A 24,852-nucleotide genomic window follows, 5' to 3' on the forward strand; every position below is an offset into this window, starting at 1 on the left:
CGCGCCCACGACAGTTTCGGCCGGGCGGATGACCTGGCTCACCCCTGGACGGGGATCACAGTGGCGGGACCGCTGCGGATTCGCACCGCATTCCTCACCCGGCGGGGCCATTCTTCCACACGATGAGTAGGCTCAGGTACCGTGATCGATGTCGTGGGGGTCCCGGCCGAGGGACTCGCGGAGTTGCCGGAGCAGTTGCGGGCCCGGGTGGAGGCCGCCCCGGTGGTGGTGGGTGGCCCCCGTCACCTGGCGATGCTGCCGGATCCCGAACGCGGGGTGCCTTGGCCGAAGCCACTGCGAAACGGCCTGAAGCCGTTGTTCTCCCGGCTCGGTGACGACGTGGTGGTGCTGGCCACCGGTGATCCCCTGCTCTCGGGGGTGGCCACCACCCTCATCGAGGAGTTGGGTGCGCAGCGGATCCGGGTCCATCCCGGTCTGTCCTCCGAGACCTTGGCGCGAGCCCGGATGCTCTGGTCGGCCGAGACCACCTCCTGGATCTCCCTGGTGGGGCGCGACCCACACCGGGTGCTGGCGCTGGCGGCCCCGGGGGAACGCCTGCTGGTGCTCTCCGCCGACGAACACACCCCCGCCGAGGTGGCCCGCATCCTCACCGCAGAGGGCTGGGGAGCCTCACGGTTGACGGTGCTGGGAGATCTCGGCACCCCTGAGGAATCCCGGAACGAGTTCGAGGCCGCCGAGCTGGCCCGCACCGGGACCACCCTGCCCCGGCTCAACGTGGTGGCCGTGGAGTTCTCCCACCCGGTGCAGCCCCTGGTGCCGGGCCCACTGCTGCCCGATGCCGCGTTCACCAACGACGGGCAGCTGACCAGGCAGCCGATGCGCCTGGTCGCCCTGGCCGCCCTGGCCCCGGCACCCGGCCAGGTGCTCTGGGACGTCGGTCTGGGCTCCGGCAGCATCGCCATCTCCTGGTGCCGTGCGGCGGATCGCGCGCGGGCCGTCGGGTTCGACAAGCGCGGCGACCGGGCCGCCCGGGCCCGGGGCAATGCCACCCGGTTGGGGGTGGGTGACCGGCTCGACGTCAGGGTCGGGGATGCCGCCTCACTGCTGCAGGACCCGTCGCTGCCCCGACCCGACGCGGTGTTCTTCGGGGGCGGTTGCAGCCGCGACGCCGTCACCTCGGCCCTGTCGGCACTGCGTCCCGGGGGTCGGCTCGTGATCCACTCCGTGACGTTGGAGACCGAGGCCCTGCTGGCCGAGCTCCACGCCAGGCACGGCGGGGAACTGCTCCGGCTGCACATGGAGCAACTGCGTCCCCTGGGATCGTTCCGGGGCTGGCAGCCCAGCCGTCACATCACCAGTTACTGCGTCACGAAGGAGCAGTCATGACCGTTCACTTCATCGGGGCCGGACCGGGTGCCGCCGATCTGCTCACCCTGCGAGGTGCCGAGCTGATCCGCACCTCCCAGGTCTGTCTCTACGCCGGGACCTACATCGACCAGGTGTTGGCCCACTGCGCACCGGACACCGAACGGATCGACACCCAGCACCTGAACCTGGACGCCATCACCGAGCACCTGGTGCGGGCCCACCGGGAGGGCAAGGACGTGACCCGGCTCTGCTCGGGTGACCCGTCGATCTACTCGGCGATCGCGGAACAGACCAGACGTCTGGACGCGGCCGGGGTGCCGTGGGACGTCACCCCCGGGGTGCCCGCCTACGCAGCGGCGGCAGCCCTGCTCGGCAAGGAACTCACCGTCCCGGAGGTGGCCCAGACGGTGATCCTGACCCGGGCCCAGAAGGATTCGACGGCGATGCCGGAGACGGAGCGGCTGGAGCACCTCGCGGCCTCCCGGGCCACGCTCGCCCTCCACCTCGCGATCCGTCACACCGAGAGGCTCCGCACCCAGCTCCTCCCCCACTACGGCCCTGACTGCCCGGTGGCGATCATCGGCAACGCCACCCAGCCGGACCAGACCGTCATCCGCACCACCGTCGAGGACATGCACGAGGCCGCGCTGGGATCCGGACTCAGACAGGCCGCCATCATCCTCGTGGGTGAGGCGCTCAGGGCGGCGGACTTCGTGGAATCCCACCTCTACAGCTCACGGTGCGCCCCGCAGCGATAGGCTGCTGGTATGTCGGACCAGCGTGGGTCGATCACCGTGTGGGCGGCGGCCTCGCTGCTCGGATTCATCGTGGCCATCGGGCTCGGCGTCGACTTCGCCGGGCATGCCGGGAAACAGGCGGAGGCGCGCGCCATCGCAGCGCAGGCGGCCCGTTCGGCCGGGCAGCAGGTGGTCCTCGACGACGGGCGTCTCGTGCTGGATCCCTCCCTGTCCCGTCGTGCCGCCCTGGGTTACGTCTCTGCCGCCGGGATGTCGGGAAGGATGACCTTCACCTCGGCCACCTCCGTCCGGGTGACGGTGAGCGGCAACTACGACACGATGTTCCTCGGTATCATCGGGATCTCCAACATCGCCGTCGAGGCAGAGGGTGCCGCCAACCTGACCTCGGCCGTCGACGGGACCCAACGGTGAGGCCCCGAGAGCACCCGGGGCTGATTCCGGGGGAACTCAGGGATGCTCCCCGATACCGCACCCCTTCCTTCCAGGACATGCTGGAACCATGCCCGAGACCATTCCGGAGAGCACCCTCGACCACGCCATCGACCGCGTGCAGCGCGCCTACGCCGACGGCAGGATCACTGAATCGGACCTGGAGCACCGGCTGGATCTCATCCTGACGGCGAACAGCCTGAGTCAGGTCAGGCTGGCCATCGCGGACCTGCCCGCGTCCCCGGTCGTCCCGGCCACGACCACCAGGATGGTGACCCCGGTGACGAGTGGCCGCAGTGAGGCGGGGATGCTGATCCATCTCTCAGCCCTGATCTCCGGCCCCATCCTGCCCGCACTGGCCTACATGGCGGCCGAGGCCGGAAGCCCCGCTCACCGGGAGGCGACGAAGGCGCTCAACTTCCAACTGCTGGCGATCCCCGTCTTCATGGCGGTCAGCTTGATGGCGGTGATCGGGCTCGAGCTCCCGGCGGCGTTGTGGGGCATCACCTGGCTGGCCCTCACCATCCTGGGGGCCGTCAAGGCCCACCACGGCGAGGAGTGGGAGAACCCGATCACCCGGGTGACCGGGTTCCGCCCCGTCAGGGACTCCCGCCGGTGATCCTGGCCACTGCTCCTGCGACGGTGACCGGTGGCTGGTCCCAGCCGAGTTCATGCGCCAGCTCCAGCAGGATCGGCTGCCTCAGATGGGCGCAAGACAGCAGGTCCCGATCTCCCAGCAGCTCCACGACCTCCCCTTGACGCAGGGTCCCGCCGATCATCACCGCCGCATGGGTCGCGAAGGACAGGACCACGTCCACCTCGTGGGTGGCGAAGATCACCGTGGTCCCCGTCTCGTTCACGTCCCGCAGCGTCCCCAGCAGGGCATCCACCCCGGCGGGATCCAGACCGGCGGTCGGCTCGTCGAGCAGCAACACGTCAACGTCCATGGCGAGCGCCCCGGCGATGACTGCCCGTTTGCGTTCCCCGAAACTCAGCCGGTGGGTCGGACGTTCCGCCAGGTGCTCGATGCCGAGGGCCGCCAGTGCGGCATCGGTGGCGTCCGCCGCCTCCAAGGCGCTCATCCCCAGGTTCAAGGGGCCGAAGCTCACGTCCTGACGCACATCGGCGGAGAACAGCTGGTCGTCCGGGTCCTGCAACACCAACTGGACCCGGCGACGGTGTTCCCTCAGCCCTGCCCGGTCGAAGGCCACGGGCACGTCGTCGAGGAGAACCTGGCCCTGCTGCGGTCGGTGTGCTCCGGCCAGGGTGCGCAGCAGTGTCGTCTTGCCCGAGCCGTTGGCCCCGAGCAGCGCCAGACGTGCTCCGGCGGGAACCGCCAGGTCCAGTCCGCTCAAGACCTCACGACCTTCGTAACCAGCGGACAGACCACGCGCCGCCATCCTCAACGGACCCACAACGCCACCCCCACGATCAGAACCACCCCAGCCGCTGCCCATCCCGGGATCCGGTGCGGCTGGCGGCGTGGCGGCAACGTCGTCAGGTGTGATTCGTGCCCTCGGATGGCCAGCCCGTCCGCGAGCCTGGCCGAGGCCAACCAGGTCCTCACCGCGACGGACCCGACGAGCCTTCCTGCCTCGGCGAAACGATCCCGTGGGGAGCCGGTCCCCCCGAGACGTTGCTGCTGTGCCTGGCGCACCTCGAGCAGTGAGTTCCACGCGATGAAGATCATCCGGTACATCAGCGAGGCCACCTCGATCAGTGGCGCCGGGACCCGGCAGCGTCGCAGCCAGGCCAGCAGATCGACCATCGGTGTGGTCATGGCGAGCACGAAGACGGCACAGGTGCCCGCCACCGAACGCAGCAGCAACCCCACGCCGAGCCCGACATCGGCCTGTCGGATCCCGAGGATCCCCCAGCGCCACCCCGGCCCTTCGAACTCGCCCAGGGTCACCGTCGCCGATGCGGCACCGAGCACGATGAAGACGGCGGGGACGCCGAAGGCCGCTGCGACGAACCGGCCGGGAATCCGGGCAGTCGTCAACACTCCCAACCCCAGGGCGGTGATGAGCACCGCGGTGGGCCAGGGCGGAGCGAGCAGTGCCATGATGACCAGTGTCATCGAGAAGATGACCTTGGTCCCCACCGGGATACCACGCCACGGGCTGGCCCACGCGGCCTCGTCAATTCCGCTGATCCTCGCCACCGGCGAGGGCCTCCTGCTCGGCCTTCCGTTTCCCGGACATCCGTCCCAGGGCGTAGCAGAAGATGCCGGCACCGAGAGCCGCCTGCATGGCGAACAGTCCGGACTCGATCTCGCCACCGGCCGGGGGTGCGATGGGTTCGAACCACGGCTTCGCGCCGTTCTCCTCGAGGAACTCGGTCACGGCCGCGTCGGTCCCACCGAACTCGGAGTCCTGGGGTGCGGTGTAGAAGGGGATGCAGAACAACAGGACCAGGATGACGACGCCACCGATGACGCCCCACGTGTTGAGCTTCATGCCGCAGCCTCCACTTCCTTCTTCGTGAACACCCCGAGTCGGGTGAGCTCGGGACCCGCGACCTTGGTGAGGAAGGCGAACAGCAGCACGCCCAGCACTCCCTCAGCGATCGCCAGCGGGATCTGGGTGACCGCGAACACGGAGGCGAACTTGCCCAACGACGCCCCGAAGTTCCCGTCCGCCCCCGGGTAGGCGACGGCGAGCTGGAAGGAGGTGACGACGTAGGTGGCGAGATCGGCGACGGCCATCGCGAGGAACACCGCCAGTGCCTTGTTCACCTTCCGGAACGACACCCACATCAGGTATCCGCACCAAGGCCCGGCGACCGCCATCGAGAAGACGTTGGCCCCGAGCGTGGTGAGACCACCATGAGCCAGCAGGATGGCCTGGAAGAGCAGCACGAGAGTGCCGATGAAGGCCACGACGGGTGGGCGGAACAGGATCGCAGCGGCTCCGGTACCCGTCGGGTGTGAGGAGGAGCCGGTGACCGACGGCAGTTTCACGGCCGACAGGGCGAAGGTGAAGGCACCGGCCGCCGCGAGCAGGAGTTTGGACTCGGGGTCCTTGCGGACCTGCTTGACCACCGCCATCGCGCCGTGGATGACGAAGGGTGTGGAGACCGCGAACCACGCGGCGGCCTGGATCGGGGGTAGGAACCCCTCCGCGATGTGCATCATGCACTCCTTCCGGTGAGGTCCAGCGCCTCACCCGAGGGCGTGGGACGAGTTCCTGGCTCGCCGGGATTGGCTCACAGTTGCGCGACAGCCCCGGACTCACACCGGTGTTCCTCGTGACGAACCCACGCTGCCACGAGCGTATCGCATCCTCTCACGTCAGGATCACTGCCCCGTGGCCCGTGGTCAGTCCACGAAGCGTGGGGTCCACACCCTTGTCCTCGAGGTCCGTCTGGTGAGGGAGGAACCGATGATGACCAGCGTCTTCATGTCCACCACCTCGGGGTCGAGATCGATGAGGGTGGTCACCGTCAACGACTCCTCGACCCGCCCGACGTCACGGGCCAGCACCACCACGGTTGACGGGTCCCGCTCCTCCAACAGCACCCGTTTCGCCTCGTGCAGCTGCCCGGGACGGGCATGGGAGCGGGGGTTGTAGATCGCCACCGCCATGTCGGCACGGCTCAGGTACCGCAGTCGGTCCGCCACCACGTCCCAGGGTTTCAGCCGATCCGAGAGTGAGACGCAGGCGAAGTCACCCCCCAACGGGGCACCGGCGAGCGCCGCCGCGGCCTGTGCGGCGGTGATCCCGGGCACCACACGGATCTCGACGTCCCGGTAGCGCTCGTCCTCGGCGGCCTCGAAGGTCGCGGCCGCCATCGCGAACACCCCGGCATCGCCGCCGGAGACGATCGCCACCCGACGCCCCTGGAGTGCGGCGTCGAGAGCCTCACGGGCACGTTCCACCTCGACCGTGTTGCCAGAGGGATGCAGTTCCAGACCCTGGCGGGCAGGCACTCGACGCACGTAGGGGGCATAGCCGTAGACGGCATCGACCCGGGCCAGCACCTCGGTCGCCTCGGGGCTCAGCCACTTCGTCGGCCCCGGTCCCAGCCCGACCACGTGGACCAGCGCTGCTCCCGAGGGCACCGGATCCACTGGAGCCGCAGCATGACGGCCCGCGTCGTCGGCCCGCCGGTCGACACCGGGGACGACCACCAGTGAGAAGTAGGGCACCGCTGTGGGGTCCACCTCACCGGCCGGCAGCACCCGCTGCTCCCCCCAGGTGGCACGCTCCACGTAGACGGCACGCTCCAGCAGACCCGCCGAGGCCAGTGCGGTACGTACCTTCGGGAAGGTCCGGCCGAGTTTCATCACCACGGCGGCATCGCTGGTGGCCAGCCGCCAGGCCAGCTCCTCCTCGGGCAGGGTGCCGGGCAGGATCGTCACGACGTCCTCGTGGCGGCACAGCGCCGTCGCGGCCGCCGAGGTGGCCCCCTGGACGGAGGTGACACCGGGAACGACGCGACAGTCGAGGTCTGCCAGACGGTCCAGCAGGTACATGTTGGTGGAGTAGAACAGTGGGTCACCCTCGGCGAGCAGCACGACGTCGCCCTCGGCCAGAAGAGCACGCAGTCGCGTCGCGGCAGCGTCGTAGAACTCCGTCATCGCACCGTCGTAACCACCCGGGTGGTCGGTGGTCCCGGTGGTGACCGGGTACTCGAAGGTCACCACCGGCGCCACCACGTGCTCACGGGCGATGGTGAGCGCATTCGAGGTCCTGCCCGGCCCACTGAAGCAGGCCACCGCGGTCGCCTCCCGCAGCAGCCGAGCCGCCTTGAGGGTCAACAGTTCGGGATCACCGGGGCCGACGCCCACCGCCCAGAGGGTGCCGCTCACAGCTCGGACTCACTGGCCAGGGCGTTGACGGCCGAGGCCGCCATCGCCGAACCACCGCGATGGCCGTGCACCACCAGCCACGGCACCCCGAGATCGCTGTCGGCCAAGGCCTGCTTCGACTCGGCGGAGCCGACGAAACCGACCGGGACCCCGATGACGGCGGCAGGTCTCGGCCCCCCGTCGGCGATGATCTCCAGCAGGTGGAACAAGGCGGTGGGGGCGTTCCCGATGGCGACGACCGCTCCCGCCAGGTCCTGCCCCCACAGTGAGACCGCCGCTGCGGACCGAGTGGTGCCCCACTCGGCCGCCAACTCGGCCGCCCGGTCGTCACGCAGCAGGCAACGCACCTCGTTGTCGGCGGGAAGACGACGTCGGGTGATGCCCGAGTCGATCATGTGGGCATCGACGAAGATCGGCGCCCCGGCCCGGAGCGCGGTACGAGCCGCCGTCACCAGCTCGGGGTGGAAGACGATGTGCCGGGGCAGGTCGAGATCCCCCGCGGCGTGGATCATGCGGACCGCCACCTGGGCCTGTTCCGAGGTGAAGGCACTGAGATCGGCTCCCTGCCTGATCCGGCGGAAGGACTCGGTGTAGATGGCGGAGCCGCTCGTCTCGTAGTCGAAACGACGGGTGGGGCGCGTGGTCATGCGGGTCACCCTACGACAGCCTCCAGCACCGATGTCGCGTCCCTGGGTGCGACGAGGCCGACGTGCTGCCCGCCCGGCTCCCCACACACCCGGTCGCAGCCTGACAGGTGGACGAGTTCGGGAAAGGCCTCAGGGTGCTGACGCGCCACGGCCCAGGCGATGTCCCGGGTGTCCACGAGTGCGTTGTTGCAGGGCTTGCCGTAGCAGGCGGTCAGGGTCTGCCACACCGATCCGAGGGCGGTGACCAGCCCCGCCGCGGCCAGTTCGTCGAGCCGGTCGGCGGCTCCCGGGATCAGCACGGAACGCCACGGGGTGACCACGACCCCACCGCTGCCGCACTCGGGGGCAAGGTGGTGGATCGTCGCCGCCTGGGCCAGGTCCAGCATGCCCAGGGGGATCCCGACGTGGGCGGCCCCTGCCACGGCCCCGAACGGCAAGGGGTGCTCCGAGGCGGGACGTCGGATGTCACAGGGCTGCCCGATGCCGTCGAGCAGCTCTGCCGGGTTCGGCAGCTCCCGGATGTGCCAGGCGGGTTTCTCCCCGGCCTCGGCGACGGCGAGGAACCGATGGGCCAGCTCCAGCAGGGTCGGCACCGCCGCCTCGGCCGCGATGCGTCGGCCCGCGTCGCATCCTCCGACGAAGACCACTCCCTGCCCGTGTGGCAGGGCCCGGTACCCGAGGTCGAAGTCCTCCCCCAGCACGTCGTCGGAACCGTCGTCCAGGGCGAACAGGAAGCGCCCGGGCAGCCTCGGCAGCTGCGCATCGGCGATGATCGCGGCGTCCAGGTCACGCACCAGCCGCGACAGATCCGCGTGCACGGGGGCGATCGAGGTCAGCGGGGAGCACACCACCGTACGGATCCGCTCATGCGCCGGGGAGGGCATCAGCCCCGTGGCGAAGGCCGCCTCGGTGAACTCGCACGGGATCGGATCGGGCAGGGCACGGATCTGGAGATTGTTCCGGCTGGTGATCTGCACCTCGGAATTCGCGAACGCACAGGCGAGCTCGGCCACCTGCATCAGCTGGGCGGAGGTGACCAGGCCTCCGGGAAGCCGGAGCCGGATCATGTTTCCATCCACGGTGCGGTAAGGCCTGAGCAGGCCCGGGCAGCGGTCACGTTCGACGATTCTGGTCATGCGCCCCATTGTGCCCATCGCCGGTGACGCACTGATGCCGGGGTCACCACTGGCGCGTACCATGTCGCGGGTGCTGACCTTTGAACACCGAGGACTGGGCCCGCAACGCTTCCTGAGCGGCTACCAGGAGGCCTGGGACCACCAGCGTGAGATACATCGGGCCGTCGCCGCCGGGGAACGGGGTGGGCACGTGATCCTGCTGGAACACGAACCCGTCTACACCGCGGGTCGCGCGACGCTTCCGCTGGAGCGCCCGTTCGACGGCACCCCCGTCGTGGACGTGGACCGGGGCGGAAAGATCACCTGGCATGGTCCCGGTCAACTCACCGGTTACCCGATCCTCCCGCTGCCGGAGGGGGTGGGGGTGGTCGAACCCGTGCGTCGCTTCGAGGCAGCCGTCATCGACTACCTCGCCGAGCTCGGCGTACCCGCCCACCGCATCGTCGGCCGTACCGGCGTGTGGCTGCCCGCCGCACCGGGACGTCTGGAACGCAAGATCTGTGCCATCGGCATCCGGGTGGCCCGCCGCACCACGATGCACGGTTTCGCCCTCAACGTGCTCCCCAATGCCGGGGCCTTCGCCAACATCGTCCCGTGCGGGATCAGTGATGCCGGGGTGACCTCCCTCGCGGAGGAACTACCCGGCGACTGGGACGTCGCGCAGGTGGCGCACGACCTGGAGCCCCACCTGCGCGTTCATCTTGAGGACATGCTGGAAGAGGTAGTATCCGGCAGGTGACTGCTGTACAGCCTGACGGGCGTCGTCTGTTGAGGATCGAGGCGAAGAACGCCGAGACCCCGATCGAACGCAAACCTGCATGGATCCGCACGACCGCCCACACCGGCCCCAACTACAAGGACCTGCAGCAGATCGTCCAGAACGCCGATCTGCACACCGTGTGTCGTGAGGCGAACTGCCCCAACATCTTCGAGTGCTGGGAGGACCGTGAGTCCACCTTCCTCATCGGTGGCGACCAGTGCACCCGTCGGTGTGACTTCTGCCAGATCACCTCGGCCAAACCGGAGGGATACGACCCCGCCGAGCCGTTGCGGGTGGCCGCCTCGGTCAAGAAGATGGGGCTGCGTTACGCCACCGTGACCGGGGTCTGTCGCGACGACCTGCCGGACGAGGGAGCGTGGCTGTACGCGGAGACGATCCGACAGATCCACGCCGTCAACCCGGGGGTCGGGGTGGAGATGCTGGCCCCGGACTTCTCGGGCAAACCGGATCTGGTCGGCCAGGTGCTCGAGACCAGGCCGGAGGTGTTCGCCCACAACGTGGAGACGGTGCCGCGGATCTTCAAGCGGATCCGTCCCGGCTTCCGCTACGAACGCTCCCTGGACGTGCTCACCATGAGCCGCGACGCCGGGCTGGTGACCAAGTCCAACCTCATCCTCGGCATGGGTGAGACCCGTGAGGAGATCTCCCAGGCCCTGCAGGACCTGTTCGACGCCGGCACCGAGCTCATCACCATCACGCAGTACCTGCGTCCCGGACCGACCCTGCACCCCATCGAGCGCTGGGTACCACCCGAGGAGTTCGACGAGCTGGCCGAGGAGGCCCGGGAGATCGGATATTCTGGCGTGCTGTCCGGGCCGCTCGTGCGTTCCTCGTACCGCGCCGGGAGGCTGTACCGGACCGCAATGGAAGAGCGCAGGAAGGCTGCACGGAAGGCCGAGGACAAGTGATGGCGCGAAGTGAACGGGCCAAGGAGCTCGCACGCAAGCAGAAGGAGCAGGCGAAGGCCGAGAAGCTCCGTCGCAAGAATTCCGACAACCCTGCGGACTGGGGGCAGCTGCGTCAGATCCGTGAGACCTACAAGATCACGAAGAAGCACGACCCGAGGCTGCCGTGGATCCTCCTCGCCGCGTGGCTCGGACCCTTCGTGCTGTTCCTGGTGCTGGGTTTCCTGCTGAAGGCCCCCATCATGTGGGGGATCATGGGCGTGATGGTCGGGATGCTGGTGGCGATGTGGATCTTCGTCCGACGCGCCAAGCGGGCGGCCTACGCCCGCTACGACGGCCAGGTCGGATCTGCGGAGCTGGCGATGCAGATGCTGGGCAAGAAGTGGAAGTACACCCCTGTCGTCGCCGCGACCCGGAACCGCGACAGCGCGGATGTGGTGCACCGGGCCATCGGCCCGGGTGGTCTCGTCCTGATCGGTGAGGGTGATCCGAAGCATCTCAAGGCACTGCTCGCCTCCGAGAAGAAGAAGCACGAGCAGGTGGCCTACGGTGTCAATGTGGTGACCTTCGTCGTCGGCAAGGGTGGCGGTCAGGTGCCGCTGGACAAGTTGGCCGACGAGATCAAGAAACTGCCGAAGGCACTGGAGGCGGCGAAGGTCGTCGAGGTGGAGGCCCGGCTGAAGGCCCTCGACGCGATGCGTCCGAAGCTGCCGATGCCGAAGGGTCCCATGCCCACCGGCAAGGGCGGCATGAAGGGGGCCCGTCAGGCGATGCGTGGTCGCTGACCCGTGGCGAACCTGGTCAATCTGGAGGGCGTCTCGCACGCCTTCGGCACGCGTACCCTGCTCGATGGTGTGAGCCTCGGGCTGGGTGCGGGTGAGGTGATCGGTGTCGTCGGGCGCAACGGCGACGGCAAGACCACCCTGCTGCGGATCCTCACCGGGGACCTCGTCCCGGATCAGGGCCGGGTGACGGTCGCGAACTCCGCATCCGTCGGGGTGCTGACCCAGCACCAGGTCTCCCGGCCGGGCGAGACGATCCGTGAGGTCGTGCTCGACGGGGCCGCTGACCATGTCTACGCCGCCCGGGCGGACCGCCGCGCCATCGTCGAGGCACTGCTGGCCGGGGTGGATCTCGACCGTCCCATCGAGTCCCTCTCCGGCGGGGAACGTCGTCGCGTCGGCCTGGTGGAGGTGCTGCTCGGTGAGCACGACCTCATCGTGCTGGACGAGCCCACCAACCACCTCGACGTGGAGGCCATCGCCTTCCTGGCCGAGCACCTGCAGGGGCGGATCCGGGCAGGCCTGGCGATGCTGGTGGTCAGCCACGACCGCTGGTTCCTCGACGCCGTGTGCACCAGGATCTGGGAGGTCCACGACGGCGTGGTGGACGCCTACGACGGCGGCTACGCCGCCTACGTCCTGGCCCGGGTGGAACGGCAACGCCAGGCTGCGGCCACCGAGGCCAGGCGGAAGAACCTGGCCCGCAAGGAGCTCGCCTGGCTGCGTCGTGGCGCCCCTGCCCGCACCTCGAAACCGAAGTTCCGCATCGATGCGGCCGAGGCACTCATCAGCGATGTGCCACCTCCCAGGGACAAGCTCGCGTTGGAGAGGTTCGCGGTCTCCCGGCTCGGCAAGGACGTGTTCGACCTGATCAACGTGTCCCACACCGTCGGCGAGCGGGTGCTGCTGGACCGCCTGACCTGGTCCATCGGGCCGGGGGATCGGATCGGGCTGGTCGGGGTCAACGGCGCGGGCAAGACCACCCTGCTGGATCTGCTGGCCGGGGTTCGTGAGGTGCAGGGTGGCAAGATCAAGCGGGGGACGACCCTGCGGGTCGGCTACCTGTCCCAGAGTGTGGGTGAGTTGGACGACGAGGACCGGGTGCTGCAGTCGGTGACCCGGCTGAAACAGCAGACCAAACTCGCGACGGGACGTGAGGCATCGGCAAGCACCCTGCTGGAGGAGTTCGGCTTCACCGGGGACAGGTTGATGGCGCGGATCGGGGACCTGTCCGGTGGGGAGCGGCGGCGGTTGCAGTTCCTGCGCCTGCTGCTGGAGGAACCGAACGTCCTGATCCTGGACGAGCCGACCAACGACCTCGACATCGACACCCTGACCGTCATCGAGGACCATCTCGACTCCTGGCCGGGAACCCTCATCGTGGTCAGTCACGACCGCTACTTCCTGGAGCGGGTCACCGACCACTCGTACGCACTGATGGGTGACGGGTCCTGCGTGTTGCTGCCGGGTGGGGTGGAGGAGTACCTGCAACGACGGCGTCGAGCAGCCGAGGCCCTCTCCTCCCCGACCCCTGCCCCGACCAAAACGCGTTCCGATGCCGCCGAGGCGAGACAGCGCCGGAAGGAACTCGCCCGGCTGGAGTCCCAGCTCGCGAAGGCGGAGCAGCGGATCGATGAGCTCCACGCCCAGATGGCCGAGGCCGCCACCGACTATGAGCGGTTGGCAGCCCTCGATGCGGAGCTGAAGACGGCGATGGCCCTCAGGTCCGAGCTGGAGGACGCCTGGCTCGAGGCCGCCGAGGATTGACCTCCAGCTTGGCGCTCAGCGTCCCCGGTTCGGGGGTTGCGTCCGGAGTTGGTCCTGTCCGACCCCTTGACTCCCTCTGAGACCGGCGGAAGCTGTTCGTGTCCCGGGCGGCTGTCCCGGAACGGGGAGGAGCCGCGTCTTCCCCGCCCGATCAACATGCTCCACCGCGGGACGTTCTCCCCGATGCGCGATGAACAGGTTCACTTCCTCGAACCCAGCATCACCTCGAACCAGATCATGGGTGATCCGGGCATTGTCAACACACCGGCTGCTGGCCCGCCCGGGCGGAAACATTGACTCCACCGCCTCGGCCGGGGTGTACCGGGCGGTCACATCTCCCACCTTCCGGGGCTCAGCCCACCGCTGGTGTGCTCCGGCCAGGCAGAGCTCCTTCGGCGCATCCACCGCCACAATGCTCACCTGAACGTACTCCTCGGCCCGCAACTGATCGATCAGCCTCGGGCCCTGCCCCATCCCGGAGGGCTCCATCCACTGCAACGTCCCCTCAATCTTGATGTTGAAGCAATCAGCAACGAGTTCCTTCCGGATCTTGTCTGCTGTTGCGGCGGACAAGGGGTGAACCAGCGTCGCCAACTCCCCGCGCAACAACGGCCTCCCATCAGCCAGCCGCTCCGGCGCATGTTCAGCAATCACACCGTCCCAGTGACTGCAGGCCTGGGCCAACAACTCGGGAGCAACCTCCAACCCCGCCACCGGGGTACCGAGCAACAACTGCTTGACATCATCAGCATCAACCGTGACGAACCCGTCCTCCACCACACCCAACCGCTGCGACTCCTGCGGCCCCAACACCTGCCGCACCATTGCGACCCCCTGACTCTTCCCCGCCCCCGGAGCCCCCGCCATGATGATCGCCCGCCCCTCACGGACCGCCTCACGCTTCGCACGAGCCTGGTAGGCCTGAACGATCTCATCATGGAGCCTGCCCCACAAACTCTCCTCGTCCAGAGCCGAGGACACTGAATGGGTCTGGGCAAGTCGCTTCACCAAGCCCTTGACCTGGGCCTCGGTCCGATCACTCAGGCTGCTCATCTGCGGGGCGAAGACGGTCTGCGAAGGTTCTCAGCTCTGCGCATTCCTCACGGGTGATGTGCCCCACTGCCCGTAAGCCAATCACCTCATCCCAGGAACCCCCGTCGTAGAAGTCGTAATGAAGCTCCCCAAAGGTGTACGGCCATGCCCGCAACTGCTCCATCATCTCCTGCGTACTGATCTCCCCCACCGTTCGCCGTAGCCCCAACTCCCGCGGGCTCAACGGACGAACCTTCTCCCCCCGGGCCACCTGATCACGGATCGAACGCACCACACCCAACCGCCGCCCCAACCGCTCAGCAATCCTCTGATCATCCCACCCCAGCCCGATCAACCGCACCGTCTCCCGATCCCGATCAATCCGAGCCAATTCCTCCACCGCATCAGCCCGCAACTCCTCCAACCGCTCCTCAGGGGTTGGGCCACCATGACCACTCATCCATGCCTCCTCGCTCTTCATCAATGGTCGAAATCCTGTCACAGCCAGTCATGGCCGGTCTGGGTTCACCGATCGTTCAGCCGCAGCAACGGGGTCGTCGGGGCAGGGTCGGTCAGCAGGCGGGCACAGGTGACGACGTCGAGACGTTCACCGTCGACCAGGAACTTGCCCCGTTCCAGACCCTCCTGCACGAAACCTGCCGCCCGGGCCACCCCGCCGGAGGCGGGATTGTTGGCGCGATACCCCAGCTCGAGACGTTCCAGCCCCAGCACGGTCAGGGCATGGTGGGCGATCGTGGCGGCGGCCCGTCCGGTCCATCCCCTTCCCCGCCCCTCGGGGTGCGTCCAGTAGAAGAACCAACCGTTCCGGTTCTCCCCGTCGATCGCGACGGCGACCAGTCCGAGCAGTTCGTCATCCTCCCCGACCATCGCGAAGGCCCGATGCACGCCGTCAGGATCACACAGTCGCTCGATGTAACACCTCGCATCCGCCAGGTTCTCGACATGGCCCTGCCGGGACATGTCGGGTTCAGCGAAGGCCTCCAGCACCCGCGACGCATCCCCTGACCGCAGTGGGCGCAGGTGCGGATCCGGCATGGTGTGGTCCCGACGATCTTCCACTGGCATGTCCGCAACCCTATTGCCCCATCAACTCCGGCGGGATAGAATTCATCGTATGATGAAATCATCGTTTGATGAATTCACTTCCGGAGAACTCGGCATCGAGGTCTCGGACCTCGTGGTGCACCGCGGCCGCACGGAGGTCCTCCACGGCATCTCCTGCTCACTCGACCGGGGCTCGATCACTGGTCTCCTGGGCCCCTCCGGCTGCGGCAAGACCACCTTCATGCGCAGCCTGCTGGGAGTGCAACGCATCACCTCAGGAACCGCCCGCGTCCTGGGACTCCCCGTCGGTGACCCACGGCTACGTCATCGGATGGCCTACACCTCACAGGCGGTGAGCATCTACACCGATGCCACCGTGCTGGCCAATGTCCGCTGTTTCGCGGGCCTGCTCGGCGCAGACGAAGCCTCAGCACTGACGGCGATCCACCGGGTCCGCCTCGACGACCTGGCCTCGCGTCGCGTCGACCGGCTCTCCGGCGGACAGGCCAGCCGCGCCTCACTGGCCTGCGCCCTGGTCGGTGACCCTGAGGTACTGGTCCTGGACGAGCCCACCGTCGGGCTCGATCCACTCACCCGAGAGGCACTGTGGCGACTCTTCCGGGAACTCGCCGAAGACGGTGTCACCCTGCTGATCTCCAGCCACGTCATGGACGAGGCGAGCCGCTGCGACTCCGTGCTGTTCATGCGTGAGGGCCGAATCCTCACCCACGAACCGGTCACCACCCTCCAGGAGCGCACCGGCACCCCCAGCCCGGAAGCCGCTTTCCTGACCCTGATCAAGGAGCAGGCATGACCACGACCCGTAGCCGCGAGCACTCCCGTCGCCCATCCTCCCTGGCCACCGTGCGTCGCATCGCGGCCCAGCTGCGCGGGGACCCACGTGCGGTGGCACTCATCCTGGTCGTCCCTCCCCTGCTGCTCCTCCTGCTCCACCAGGTCTTCGTCGACGTCCCCACCCCACCCGGCCGCCCCGGCCCCTTCGCCACGATCGGCCCGATCATGCTGGCGGTGATCCCGATGTTCCTGATGTTCATCGTCACCTCCGTCACGATGTTGCGGGAACGCGTCTCGGGCACCCTGGAACGCCTTCTGACCACGCCGCTTCGACGTTGGAACCTGATCGCCTCCTACGCAGTGGTCTTCGGCCTGCTCGCCGTGGTCCAGTCCCTGCTGTCGGTCCTGCTCCTGCTCGGCCCCCTCGACGTGGCGATCGAGGGTCCTGCCTGGGGTTTCCTGCTGCTGTCCCTGCTCTCCGCCGTGATCGGGGTGGCCTTCGGGCTGCTGGCCTCCGCCTTCGCCCGCACCGAGTTCCAGGCCGTGCAGTTCATGCCCGTCTTCATCACCCCACAGGTGTTCCTCTGCGGACTCCTCGTGCCGAAGGACCAGATGCCCGAGTTCCTCGGTACCATCACCGAGTGGTTGCCGATGACCTGGGCGGTTGACGTGGTGCAGGAGATGCTCGAGACACCTGAACTGGGCCGTGGCTCCTGGCTGCGCCTCGCCCTGCTCGCCGGTACCGCCCTGCTCGCACTGGCCACTGCCGCCGTCTCGATGCCGAGGCGGACCCGATGACCCCGCCCGAGCCCTCGAAGGCCGAACGCACCAAGGAGCGGATCCGAGATGCCGCAGCGGTCCTGTTCGCCTCCCGCTCCTTCGAATCGGTCTCGACCAGGGCCATTGCGAAACAGGCCGGGGTGGATGCCGCTTTGATCCACCACTACTTCACGTCGAAGGAAGGACTCTTCCAGGCCGTGATGGACAACGGCATCCAGGCAGGACACGCCGCCACTCGGGTGCTGACATTCCCCGTCGAACGGTGGGGGACCGAATTGGCACGTGCCATGGAGCAGGTGTGGACCTCCCCGGCCGCCCCGGCACTCAAGGCAGTGGTGCGGCGGGCACTCGCCAGCTCCCACTCCCCACTCGAGGGATACGCCACCCGGATGATCCTGGGACCGTTGGCCCAGCAGCTCGGCCTCCCCGAGGACGAGGCGAGGCTCCGCGCCGCCCTGGTGGGCAGCCAACTCGTCGGGATGGTCGTCGCACGACACATCGTCGGAATCGAACCCCTGGCCAGCCTCACATCGGCCGAGGTGATCGACCTGCTCGCCCCGACATTGCAGCGCCACCTCACGGGTGAGCTGTAACACCCCCGTTACTCTGGTGCAAGAATGAGGCAAACTACCACCCATAGGGTGACGCCCGGGGTGCACCCCCACCACTCGTTCGACCTGGAGGAAAGATGTTCCGAAGCGCTGAGGAGTTCCTGGCCTACGTCAAGGAGGAGGGCATCGAGACCATCGACTGCCGCTTCTGTGACCTGCCCGGTGTGATGCAGCACTTCACCGTCCCGGCGGGTTCCTTCGGCCCTGAGGTCTTCACTGAGGGCCTGAGCTTCGACGGGTCGTCGATCACCGGTTTCCAGAAGGTCCACGAATCGGACATGGCCCTGCTGCCGGATCCCACCACGGCCTTCGTCGACCCCTTCCGCAGGTCCCGGACCCTCAATGTCAACTTCTTCGTCCACGACCCGTTGACGAAGGAGCCCTACAGCCGCGACCCCAGGAACATCGCCCGCAAGGCGGAGGCCTACCTGGCATCGACCGGGATCGCCGACACCGCCTTCTTCGCCCCCGAGGCCGAGTTCTACGTCTTCGACGACATCCGTTTCGACACCACGGCGAACTCCTCCTACTACCACATCGACTCCGAGGCAGGGGCATGGAACACCGGACGGGTGGAGAACGGGGGCAACCGGGGATACAAGGTGAAGTACAAGGGCGGCTACTTCCCCGTCGCCCCCGTCGACCACTTCGGTGATCTTCGCGACGACATCGTGCGCCACATGGAGAATGCCGGACTCGTGGTCGAACGGGCCCACCACGAGTGCGGCACCGCCGGACAGGCGGAGATCAACTGGCGCTTCGACACGATGCTCAAGGCCGCTGACGACGTGATGAAGTTCAAGTACCTGGTGAAGAACACGGCCTGGGAGGCCGGCAAGACGGCGACCTTCATGCCGAAACCGATCTTCGGGGACAACGGCTCCGGCATGCACTGCCACTCCTCGTTGTGGAGCGAGGGTCGACCGCTGTTCCACGACGAGAACGGCTACGCCGGCCTGTCCGACCTGGCACGTTGGTACATCGGTGGCATCCTCAGGCACGCCCCGGCGCTGCTGGCCTTCACCAACCCGAGTGTGAACTCCTACCACCGCCTGGTCCCGGGCTTCGAGGCCCCGGTCAACCTGGTGTACTCACAACGGAACCGCTCGGCCTGCATCCGCATCCCGATCACGGGATCGAACCCGAAGGCCAAGCGCATCGAGTTTCGCTGCCCGGACCCCTCCAGCAATCCGTACCTGGCCTTCGCCGCGATCCTGCTGGCCGGCCTCGACGGCATCCAGAACCGCATCGAACCCCCCGAGCCCATCGACAAGGACCTCTACGAGCTGCCACCGGATGAGCACGCCCAGGTGGCGACGGTCCCCGAGGACCTCGGTGCCGTGCTCGATGCCCTGGAGGCCGACCATGAGTTCCTCCTCGCCGGCGATGTCTTCACCCCGGACCTGATCCAGACCTGGATCGAGTTGAAACGTGCGGAGATCCAGGCCATCGCGGTGCGCCCGCATCCTTATGAATTCGAGCTCTACTACGCACTCTGAGCAACATCACCGGATGTCCGACTGCCTGTCCGCTGCACTTGTTCAGTAGGCTCCAGGCATGCGTCCGTTGCTGCTCCGCACCCTGACCCCACTCCTCGTCGTCGTTGCCTGGCTCGCTGTCGGTGGCGTCGGTGGCCCGTACTTCGGCCGGATCTCCGAGGTGGCCGAGAACAACCAGGAGGCCTTCCTCCCACTGACCGCCGAGGCGACGGTGGTCGGGGAGAAGTACCGCGAGTTCGTGGGTGATGACCAGATCCCCGCCTTCGTCGTCATCCATGACGACGAAGCCCTGACCCCACAGACCCTGCAGGAGATCTCCACCGCGGCCACGGCCTTGTCGGATGTGGACGGAGTGGTCTCGGTCTCCCCACCGATCCCGGCCGAGGACGGGCTGGCCGTCCAGGTCTTCGTCGGGGTGGGTCAGGACGCAGACGTCTCGGACTCGCTCGATCTCCTGCGGACCGCCCTCAGGGAGCAACTGCCAGCAACGGTCGACTTCGACATCGCGGGCCCGGCCGCCCTCTCCAGCGACCTGGCAGCTGCCTTCAGCGGTATCGATGGTCTCCTGCTGGCGGTCACCCTGGCGGTGGTCCTCGTCATCCTGGTCCTGGTCTACCGTGCGGTGATCCTGCCGCTGGTCGTCCTGCTGACCAGTGTCTTCGCCCTTGCCACCGCGCTGCTCGCCAACTGGTGGCTGGCCAGGTGGGGGGTGTTGACGATCACGGGACAGACCCAGGGCATCCTCTTCATCCTCGTCATCGGTGCGGCCACCGACTACAGCCTGCTCTACACCGCCCGCTACTACGAGGAGTTGGGACGTCGTCCCGACGGACTCGCGGCCACGAAGGCCGCATGGCTGGGGACGGTGGAACCCATCCTCGCCTCGGGCGGCACCGTGATCGCAGGCCTGTTGTGCCTGCTGCTGAGCGACCTCGGCTCGAACCGTTCCCTCGGACCGGTGGCCGCGATCGGTATCGCCTTCGCGATGCTCGCCTCACTCACCCTGCTGCCTGCATTCGGTCTCCTGCTCGGCCGGATCGCGTACTGGCCCCGTGCCCCACGTCGCGCCGATGACGGGGCTGAGGAGGAGTCGGGAACGGGTGGATACGCCCGGATCGGCACCTGGATCGCGGCGCGCCCACGCAAGGTGTGGATCAGCTGCATCGCCGTGCTTGCCCTCGGTGCCGCATTCGCCCCCACCCTCAAGGCGCAGGGGGTCCCCGTCAGCGAGTTCGTGCTAGGTGCCTCACAGGCCCGTGAGGGACAACAGCGACTGGCCCAGCACTTCCCCGGCGGCTCCGGGTCCCCCGCCTACGTGAGCACGACCGAGGGCGACCTTCAGGAGGTGGCCGATCTCCTGCTGGCCAACCCCGGGATCGACTCGGTCTCGGTGCTCTCGGCCGACTCCCCCTCGGGCAGCGTCCCGGTCACCTCGGAGGGCATCCAGCCGCTCGGCCCGCCCGGTACCCCCGCTCCCCCGCCGACGGTGCGCGACGGCGAGGTGATGCTGCTCGCCACCTTGACCGACATCCCGGACAGCGACGCCGCGCTGGAGACGATCTCCGGGCTGCGTGCGGACCTCGCGGGCAGGGCCCAGGTGGGCGGCGCCTCGGCCGTCGACCTCGACACCCGGACCACGTCACAACGCGACCGGGTGGTGATCATCCCGCTGGTGCTGGGGGTGATCCTCGCCATCCTGATCCTGCTGCTGCGCTGTGTCCTCGCCCCCGTCCTGCTCGTCGCGACGACGGCCCTGAGCTTCGGCACCGCTCTCGGGGTCTCGGCGCTGGTGTTCAACCACCTGCTCGACCTGCCCGGAGCCGATCCGTCGGTGCCACTGTTCGGCTTCGTGTTCCTCGTGGCGCTGGGAATCGACTACAACATCTTCCTCATGACCCGGGTCCGGGAGGAGGCCCTGGCTCACGGCACCCGCGAAGGAATCCTGCGTGGCCTGTCGGTGACCGGCGGGGTCATCACCTCCGCAGGTCTCGTGCTGGCGGCGACCTTCGCGGCCCTCGCGGTGCTCCCGATCCTGTTCCTGCTCCAGATCGCCTTCATCGTCGCCTTCGGGGTGCTGCTGGACACCTTCCTGGTGCGCACCCTGCTGGTCCCTGCGCTGGGCCTCGACATCGGCCGGACCATCTGGTGGCCCAGCCAACTCGGCCGCGCGGAGCGGTGATCCGGGGTCAGATCCTGGCGCCGTCGAAGCTGGGGGCGGCCTCGTAGACCTCCCGGTCGAGGATGCCCTCCCGCTTCGCGACGATGGTCGGCACCAAGGCCTGCCCGGTGACGTTGAGGGCGGTGCGGCTCATGTCGATGATGGAGTCCACCGCGATGAGGAGACCCACGCCCTCCAGCGGAAGCCCCAGCGTCGAGAGGGTCAGGGTCAGCATCACCGTGGCGCCTGTCGTGCCGGCCGTGGCGGCCGAGCCCAGGACCGAGACGATGACGATGAGCAGGTAGTGGGTGACCCCCAGCTCGACGCCGTAGAACTGTGCCACGAAGATGGAGGCCAGTGCCGGGTAGATGGCTGCGCAGCCATCCATCTTGGTGGTCGCCCCGAGTGGCACCGCGAAGGCGGCATAGCTGCGCGGCACCCCGAGGTTGCGTTCGGTGACCTGCTCCGTGACGGGCATCACACCCATCGAGGAACGGGTGACGAAACCCAGGGTGATGACGGGCCAGATGTTGCGGTAGAACTGGACCACGTTCAGGCCGTGGCCACGCAGGATCAAGGGGTAGACGACCACCCAGACCAGGATGAGCCCGACGTGGATGGCGACGACGAACACACCGAGGGAGGCGATGGACTTCCACCCGTAGGCCGCGACAGCGTGGCCGATCAGCGCAGCCGTACCGATCGGGGCCAACCTGATGACCCACCACAGCACCTTCTGCACCACGGCCAGGGCGGACTCGGCGAAGGCCACGAAGGAGTCGGCCTGCTTTCCGACCTTGAGCGCTGCGACGCCGAGTGCGATGGACAGCACCAGCACCTGGAGCACGTTGAATCCGGGTGTCGCGGTCACCGCATCCCCGGCCGTCTTCACCGAGACCTCCAGACCGAGGAAGTTGGTGGGGACCAACCCGGTCAGGAAAGCGGTCCAGGAGCCGATGCTGCTGGGTGCCTTGGCCGCCTCGCCGCTGACCCCGGCGGTCAGCCAAGGGCTGGAGACGAAACCGACGAGCAACCCGATCAGCACCGAGGCCAACGCGGTGATCCCGAACCACAGCAGGGTCGAGACGGCGAGCCGGGCCGCGTTGGTGACCTCCCGCAGCCGGGCGATGGAGGAGATCACGGCGGTGAAGACCAGGGGGACGACGAGCAGCTTCAACAATCCGACGTAGGCACTGCCGGTCTGCTTGAGTGTCGATGTCAGCCAGTTCGGCTGTTCGTCCACCGGTCCGAGGGCGACTGCCGCCCAGCCGAGCAGGACCCCGATGACGAGGCCGAGGATGATCTGGTTGCTGAACCGGGCGAGTGGATGCTTCTTCTTCACGGCACGCGGGGGTGCACTCTGGGTCGTGGACATGGACTGCTCCTGGGTGTGGATGAACTGGGACCTGGACTCGACGTCGACGGCTGGGTCAGCAACAGGTGCAGCTTGCCTGCAGGCGCAGATCGACCCAGACACGGGTCACCAGGAGCAGAGGCATGGGGGACAACATAGCTCGTGGTCGGGACTGTTCCAAATCAGGGCACCTGGAGCAGCAGGTCACCGGGCACCTGCTCGATGGCACCGACCCGGTGCAGGAAGGCTTCCGTCCGCTGCAGGGTCTCCGCCGGAACGCCGAGGTCGACCCCGCTCCCCTCGTCCCAGAGCTTGATGGTGGCGGCCAGCACCCCTTCGGCCGCGGCACGTTGTTCCGGTTCCGCCAGGGTCGGGATACGGGACAGCGCGGCCTCGATCCCCTTCGTGGGGTCGGCGATGATCTGCTGCTCCGCCTCGACGACCGCCTCGACGATCCGTGCGAGTGTGGTGCCCTCCACCTGCTGTGCCAGGGTCATCAACCCGGGCCCGAGAAGATCCGGTGCCAGCGGATCCACCGCATCGAGCACCGCGGCACCGAACCCCAGCTGTTCCAGCTGGACCGCCTCGTTGTTGATGAAACCGATCGCGGCGTCCACCTTTCCTGAGGTGAGTGCGGCGACCTGGGTCCAGCCGATCTCGACGATCTCCACCTCGTCCTGCGACAGCTCGGCCCGGTGCAGGGCGGCCAGCGCGGTCAACCAGGAGGCACCGTACCGTCCCGGTACCCCGAGACGCCGCCCCTTCAGGTCCGTCAGGTCACGAACCGCAGGACCACCCAGCACATGGCCCGGGTAGGTGCGGTAGCAGGAGGCGAAGACCCGCAGCGTGCCGAGCCCGGCAGCAGCGGCGAGGACCGCCTCGTCGACGGAGGCGAAGACCACCTGCTCCTCCCCTGCCTCCAGGGCGGTGAACAGGCCCTCCTGGGCCCCGTGGTGGCGGAGCTCCACGTCGACACCGGCCTTGGCGAACAGGCCCGCGTCGACGGCGTGGTAGAACGCGCAGAACTGGATGTTGGGGATGTAGGTCAACCCGATGACCGTCCTGTGTCCATCGGTCCGGGCGCAGCCCGCCAGACCGGCACCGGCGAGGCCGGCTCCCAGCATCAGGGCACGGCGGTTGAGTTTCACGATGTGGTTCCTTCCAGTCGACGGGCACTGGTCCGCTCGGCGAAGGGCAACAGCGCGGCGAGCCCGGCCGCGGCCAGTGAGATGAGGATCACCGCGGCGAAGACCCCTGTGGTGTCAGCGGCCTCGCGGGAGATGGTGAGCAGGGTGCCGAGCCCATGGCCGCCCATGACGAATTCCCCGACGATGGCCCCCATCATGGACAGCACCACCCCGCCCCGAACCCCGGCCAGGACGGCAGGGGCCGCGACGGGGGCCTCCACGTGGACCAGACGTTGCCAGCCGTTGGCCCCGTCCAACCACGCGGTCTCGATGGTTCGCATGTCGAGCGCCCTGAAACCGAGAACGGTGGTGGTGACCATCGGGAAGAAGGCGATCACGGCGCACAGCAGCGCGATCGGGAAGGTTCCGTATCCCACCCACAGCACCAGCAGGGGCGCCACCGCCACCAGGGGCACCGTCTGGGAGAACGCGATGAACGGCTCCGCGACGGCGGCCAGCAGCCGGGAGTGGGCCACCGCGTATCCCAGCGGCAGAGCGATGAGCACGGCGACCGCCGACCCGAGCAGGGCGGCACCGAGGGTCGGCACCAGGTAACGCCATGCCACACCGGTGCCGGTCCACCGCAGCAACCGTTCGGCCACCCGGACCGGGTCCGCGACGATGTTGGCCGGGACCTGCTGCGCGACGACCCACCAGACCAGGAGCAGCACTGCCAGGGCCACCAGGGGCGGGACCCAGCGGGCGAGCATCCCGAGGGGACGGGTGCGAGCCGGATAGGCCGACCACAGGCCGATCCTCGCGATGAGGCGGCCACGCCTGGTACGTTCGGCAGTCACGAGAACCCCGGTCCTTTCTGCAGGATCCGGGGCGCGAACGACGGGCGCACCCCGAGCGGGGCGGCACCGACGACGCAGCCTCCCATCCAGACTCTGACTGTCGGCTCTGGAGTTCCACCAGATCAACCATCGGGCTCCACGGGTGCGGAATCCTCAGGGTCGCGGGCTGTCACCGCCGGTTCGGACTTTCACCGACCCCGGATGCGTCACCCGAGACTCTACCCGAT

26 protein-coding genes and 3 riboswitches are annotated in these 24,852 nt (G+C 68.1%); of the genes, 13 read left to right on the forward strand and 13 right to left on the reverse strand.

Annotated elements, in window-relative coordinates; translation table 11 throughout:
- Positions 1–6: 6 nt before the first annotated feature.
- A riboswitch (cobalamin riboswitch) is annotated at positions 7–117 on the reverse strand.
- 24 nt (positions 118–141) lie between these two features.
- The 4 genes from cbiE to EII34_RS13855 all read left to right on the forward strand — a co-directional run bounded on the left by cbiE (position 142) and on the right by EII34_RS13855 (position 3,135).
- On the forward strand, positions 142–1,347 hold the full coding sequence (gene cbiE / locus EII34_RS13840) for a precorrin-6y C5,15-methyltransferase (decarboxylating) subunit CbiE (protein WP_221620312.1): 1,206 nt from the start codon (positions 142–144) through the stop codon (positions 1,345–1,347).
- A complete protein-coding gene (gene cobM, locus EII34_RS13845) occupies positions 1,344–2,087 on the forward strand; it encodes a precorrin-4 C(11)-methyltransferase (protein WP_124845762.1) in 744 nt (247 codons plus the stop codon). The genes cbiE and cobM overlap by 4 nt, the downstream gene beginning before the upstream one ends.
- Before the next feature lie 9 nt (positions 2,088–2,096).
- Complete coding sequence (locus EII34_RS13850; RefSeq protein ID WP_124845763.1) at positions 2,097–2,498, forward strand: pilus assembly protein TadG-related protein; 402 nt, start codon at positions 2,097–2,099, stop codon at positions 2,496–2,498.
- Positions 2,499–2,586: 88 nt separating this feature from the next.
- Positions 2,587–3,135: a DUF1707 and DUF4870 domain-containing protein gene (locus tag EII34_RS13855; protein WP_124845764.1), complete on the forward strand. Its 549-nt coding sequence runs from the start codon at positions 2,587–2,589 to the stop codon at positions 3,133–3,135.
- On the opposite strand, the gene EII34_RS13860 is transcribed toward EII34_RS13855, so the two are convergent.
- The 7 genes from EII34_RS13860 to EII34_RS13890 all read right to left on the reverse strand — a co-directional run bounded on the left by EII34_RS13860 (position 3,116) and on the right by EII34_RS13890 (position 9,112).
- Positions 3,116–3,916, reverse strand: a complete 801-nt coding sequence (locus tag EII34_RS13860; RefSeq protein ID WP_124845793.1) for an energy-coupling factor ABC transporter ATP-binding protein — start codon at positions 3,914–3,916, stop codon at positions 3,116–3,118. The two genes, EII34_RS13855 and EII34_RS13860, sit on opposite strands and share 20 nt — an antisense overlap.
- A gap of 2 nt (positions 3,917–3,918) precedes the next feature.
- Positions 3,919–4,680 (reverse strand): cobalt ECF transporter T component CbiQ, encoded by a 762-nt coding sequence (gene cbiQ, locus EII34_RS13865; RefSeq protein ID WP_124845765.1) that lies wholly within the window; start codon positions 4,678–4,680, stop codon positions 3,919–3,921.
- Complete coding sequence (locus tag EII34_RS13870; RefSeq protein WP_124845766.1) at positions 4,658–4,975, reverse strand: energy-coupling factor ABC transporter substrate-binding protein; 318 nt, start codon at positions 4,973–4,975, stop codon at positions 4,658–4,660. Before EII34_RS13870 ends, cbiQ begins: the two co-directional genes overlap by 23 nt.
- Positions 4,972–5,649, reverse strand: coding sequence for an energy-coupling factor ABC transporter permease (locus EII34_RS13875; protein ID WP_124845794.1), 678 nt, complete (start codon positions 5,647–5,649; stop codon positions 4,972–4,974). The genes EII34_RS13870 and EII34_RS13875 overlap by 4 nt, the downstream gene beginning before the upstream one ends.
- 29 nt (positions 5,650–5,678) lie before the next feature.
- A riboswitch (cobalamin riboswitch) is annotated at positions 5,679–5,813 on the reverse strand.
- A gap of 22 nt (positions 5,814–5,835) precedes the next feature.
- Entirely contained in the window at positions 5,836–7,329 is a 1,494-nt protein-coding gene (gene cobJ, locus EII34_RS13880) for a precorrin-3B C(17)-methyltransferase (protein ID WP_124845767.1), read from the reverse strand.
- Entirely contained in the window at positions 7,326–7,976 is a 651-nt protein-coding gene (locus EII34_RS13885; protein WP_124845768.1) for a precorrin-8X methylmutase, read from the reverse strand. Before EII34_RS13885 ends, cobJ begins: the two co-directional genes overlap by 4 nt.
- A gap of 5 nt (positions 7,977–7,981) precedes the next feature.
- On the reverse strand, positions 7,982–9,112 hold the full coding sequence (locus tag EII34_RS13890; protein WP_185711353.1) for a precorrin-3B synthase: 1,131 nt from the start codon (positions 9,110–9,112) through the stop codon (positions 7,982–7,984).
- Here EII34_RS13890 and lipB point away from each other — a divergent pair.
- From lipB to EII34_RS13910, 4 genes are read left to right on the forward strand one after another with little or no spacing between them, the layout of a single operon-like run.
- Positions 9,111–9,851 (forward strand): lipoyl(octanoyl) transferase LipB, encoded by a 741-nt coding sequence (gene lipB, locus EII34_RS13895; protein ID WP_395858096.1) that lies wholly within the window; start codon positions 9,111–9,113, stop codon positions 9,849–9,851. The two genes, EII34_RS13890 and lipB, sit on opposite strands and share 2 nt — an antisense overlap.
- On the forward strand, positions 9,848–10,801 hold the full coding sequence (locus EII34_RS13900) for a lipoyl synthase (RefSeq protein ID WP_124845771.1): 954 nt from the start codon (positions 9,848–9,850) through the stop codon (positions 10,799–10,801). Before lipB ends, EII34_RS13900 begins: the two co-directional genes overlap by 4 nt.
- The gene (locus EII34_RS13905; protein WP_124845772.1) at positions 10,801–11,583 is read left to right on the forward strand and encodes a DUF4191 domain-containing protein; all 783 of its coding nucleotides are present in this window, start codon (positions 10,801–10,803) and stop codon (positions 11,581–11,583) included. Before EII34_RS13900 ends, EII34_RS13905 begins: the two co-directional genes overlap by 1 nt.
- A gap of 3 nt (positions 11,584–11,586) precedes the next feature.
- Positions 11,587–13,347 (forward strand): ABC-F family ATP-binding cassette domain-containing protein, encoded by a 1,761-nt coding sequence (locus EII34_RS13910; protein WP_124845773.1) that lies wholly within the window; start codon positions 11,587–11,589, stop codon positions 13,345–13,347.
- Between the two features lie 15 nt (positions 13,348–13,362).
- Here the strand turns inward: EII34_RS13910 and EII34_RS13915 are convergent, their stop codons facing one another.
- The 3 genes from EII34_RS13915 to EII34_RS13925 form a co-directional block, all read right to left on the reverse strand.
- Positions 13,363–14,328, reverse strand: coding sequence for a DEAD/DEAH box helicase family protein (locus EII34_RS13915; protein WP_124845774.1), 966 nt, complete (start codon positions 14,326–14,328; stop codon positions 13,363–13,365).
- Between the two features lie 55 nt (positions 14,329–14,383).
- On the reverse strand, positions 14,384–14,839 hold the full coding sequence (locus tag EII34_RS13920) for a hypothetical protein (protein WP_124845775.1): 456 nt from the start codon (positions 14,837–14,839) through the stop codon (positions 14,384–14,386).
- 65 nt (positions 14,840–14,904) lie between these two features.
- A complete protein-coding gene (locus EII34_RS13925; protein ID WP_260425170.1) occupies positions 14,905–15,465 on the reverse strand; it encodes a GNAT family N-acetyltransferase in 561 nt (186 codons plus the stop codon).
- 49 nt (positions 15,466–15,514) lie between these two features.
- Between EII34_RS13925 and EII34_RS13930 the strand changes: the two genes are divergently transcribed.
- The 5 genes from EII34_RS13930 (at position 15,515) to EII34_RS13950 (ending at position 21,308) form a co-directional block, all read left to right on the forward strand.
- Positions 15,515–16,258 (forward strand): ABC transporter ATP-binding protein, encoded by a 744-nt coding sequence (locus EII34_RS13930; protein ID WP_260425171.1) that lies wholly within the window; start codon positions 15,515–15,517, stop codon positions 16,256–16,258.
- Complete coding sequence (locus tag EII34_RS13935) at positions 16,255–17,037, forward strand: ABC transporter permease (RefSeq protein ID WP_124845776.1); 783 nt, start codon at positions 16,255–16,257, stop codon at positions 17,035–17,037. The genes EII34_RS13930 and EII34_RS13935 overlap by 4 nt, the downstream gene beginning before the upstream one ends.
- A complete protein-coding gene (locus tag EII34_RS13940) occupies positions 17,034–17,612 on the forward strand; it encodes a TetR/AcrR family transcriptional regulator (protein ID WP_124845777.1) in 579 nt (192 codons plus the stop codon). Before EII34_RS13935 ends, EII34_RS13940 begins: the two co-directional genes overlap by 4 nt.
- Positions 17,613–17,707: 95 nt before the next feature.
- A complete protein-coding gene (gene glnA, locus EII34_RS13945; RefSeq protein ID WP_124845778.1) occupies positions 17,708–19,129 on the forward strand; it encodes a type I glutamate--ammonia ligase in 1,422 nt (473 codons plus the stop codon).
- A 58-nt stretch (positions 19,130–19,187) separates the two neighbouring features.
- Positions 19,188–21,308, forward strand: a complete 2,121-nt coding sequence (locus EII34_RS13950) for an MMPL family transporter (protein ID WP_124845779.1) — start codon at positions 19,188–19,190, stop codon at positions 21,306–21,308.
- 7 nt (positions 21,309–21,315) lie between these two features.
- On the opposite strand, the gene EII34_RS13955 is transcribed toward EII34_RS13950, so the two are convergent.
- From EII34_RS13955 to EII34_RS13965, 3 genes are all read right to left on the reverse strand, one after another.
- Positions 21,316–22,662: a dicarboxylate/amino acid:cation symporter gene (locus EII34_RS13955; RefSeq protein WP_124845780.1), complete on the reverse strand. Its 1,347-nt coding sequence runs from the start codon at positions 22,660–22,662 to the stop codon at positions 21,316–21,318.
- Positions 22,663–22,823: 161 nt separating this feature from the next.
- Positions 22,824–23,789 carry an ABC transporter substrate-binding protein gene (locus EII34_RS13960; RefSeq protein ID WP_124845781.1) on the reverse strand — a complete coding sequence of 322 codons (966 nt, stop codon included), beginning with the start codon at positions 23,787–23,789 and terminating at the stop codon, positions 22,824–22,826.
- Entirely contained in the window at positions 23,786–24,625 is an 840-nt protein-coding gene (locus EII34_RS13965) for an ABC transporter permease (protein ID WP_124845782.1), read from the reverse strand. Before EII34_RS13965 ends, EII34_RS13960 begins: the two co-directional genes overlap by 4 nt.
- A gap of 70 nt (positions 24,626–24,695) precedes the next feature.
- Positions 24,696–24,834: riboswitch (FMN riboswitch) on the reverse strand.
- Positions 24,835–24,852: the final 18 nt, after the last annotated feature.

The organism is Arachnia propionica (genome assembly GCF_003859805.1).
In the GTDB taxonomy this organism is placed as follows: Bacteria; Actinomycetota; Actinomycetes; order Propionibacteriales; family Propionibacteriaceae; genus Arachnia; species Arachnia propionica_C.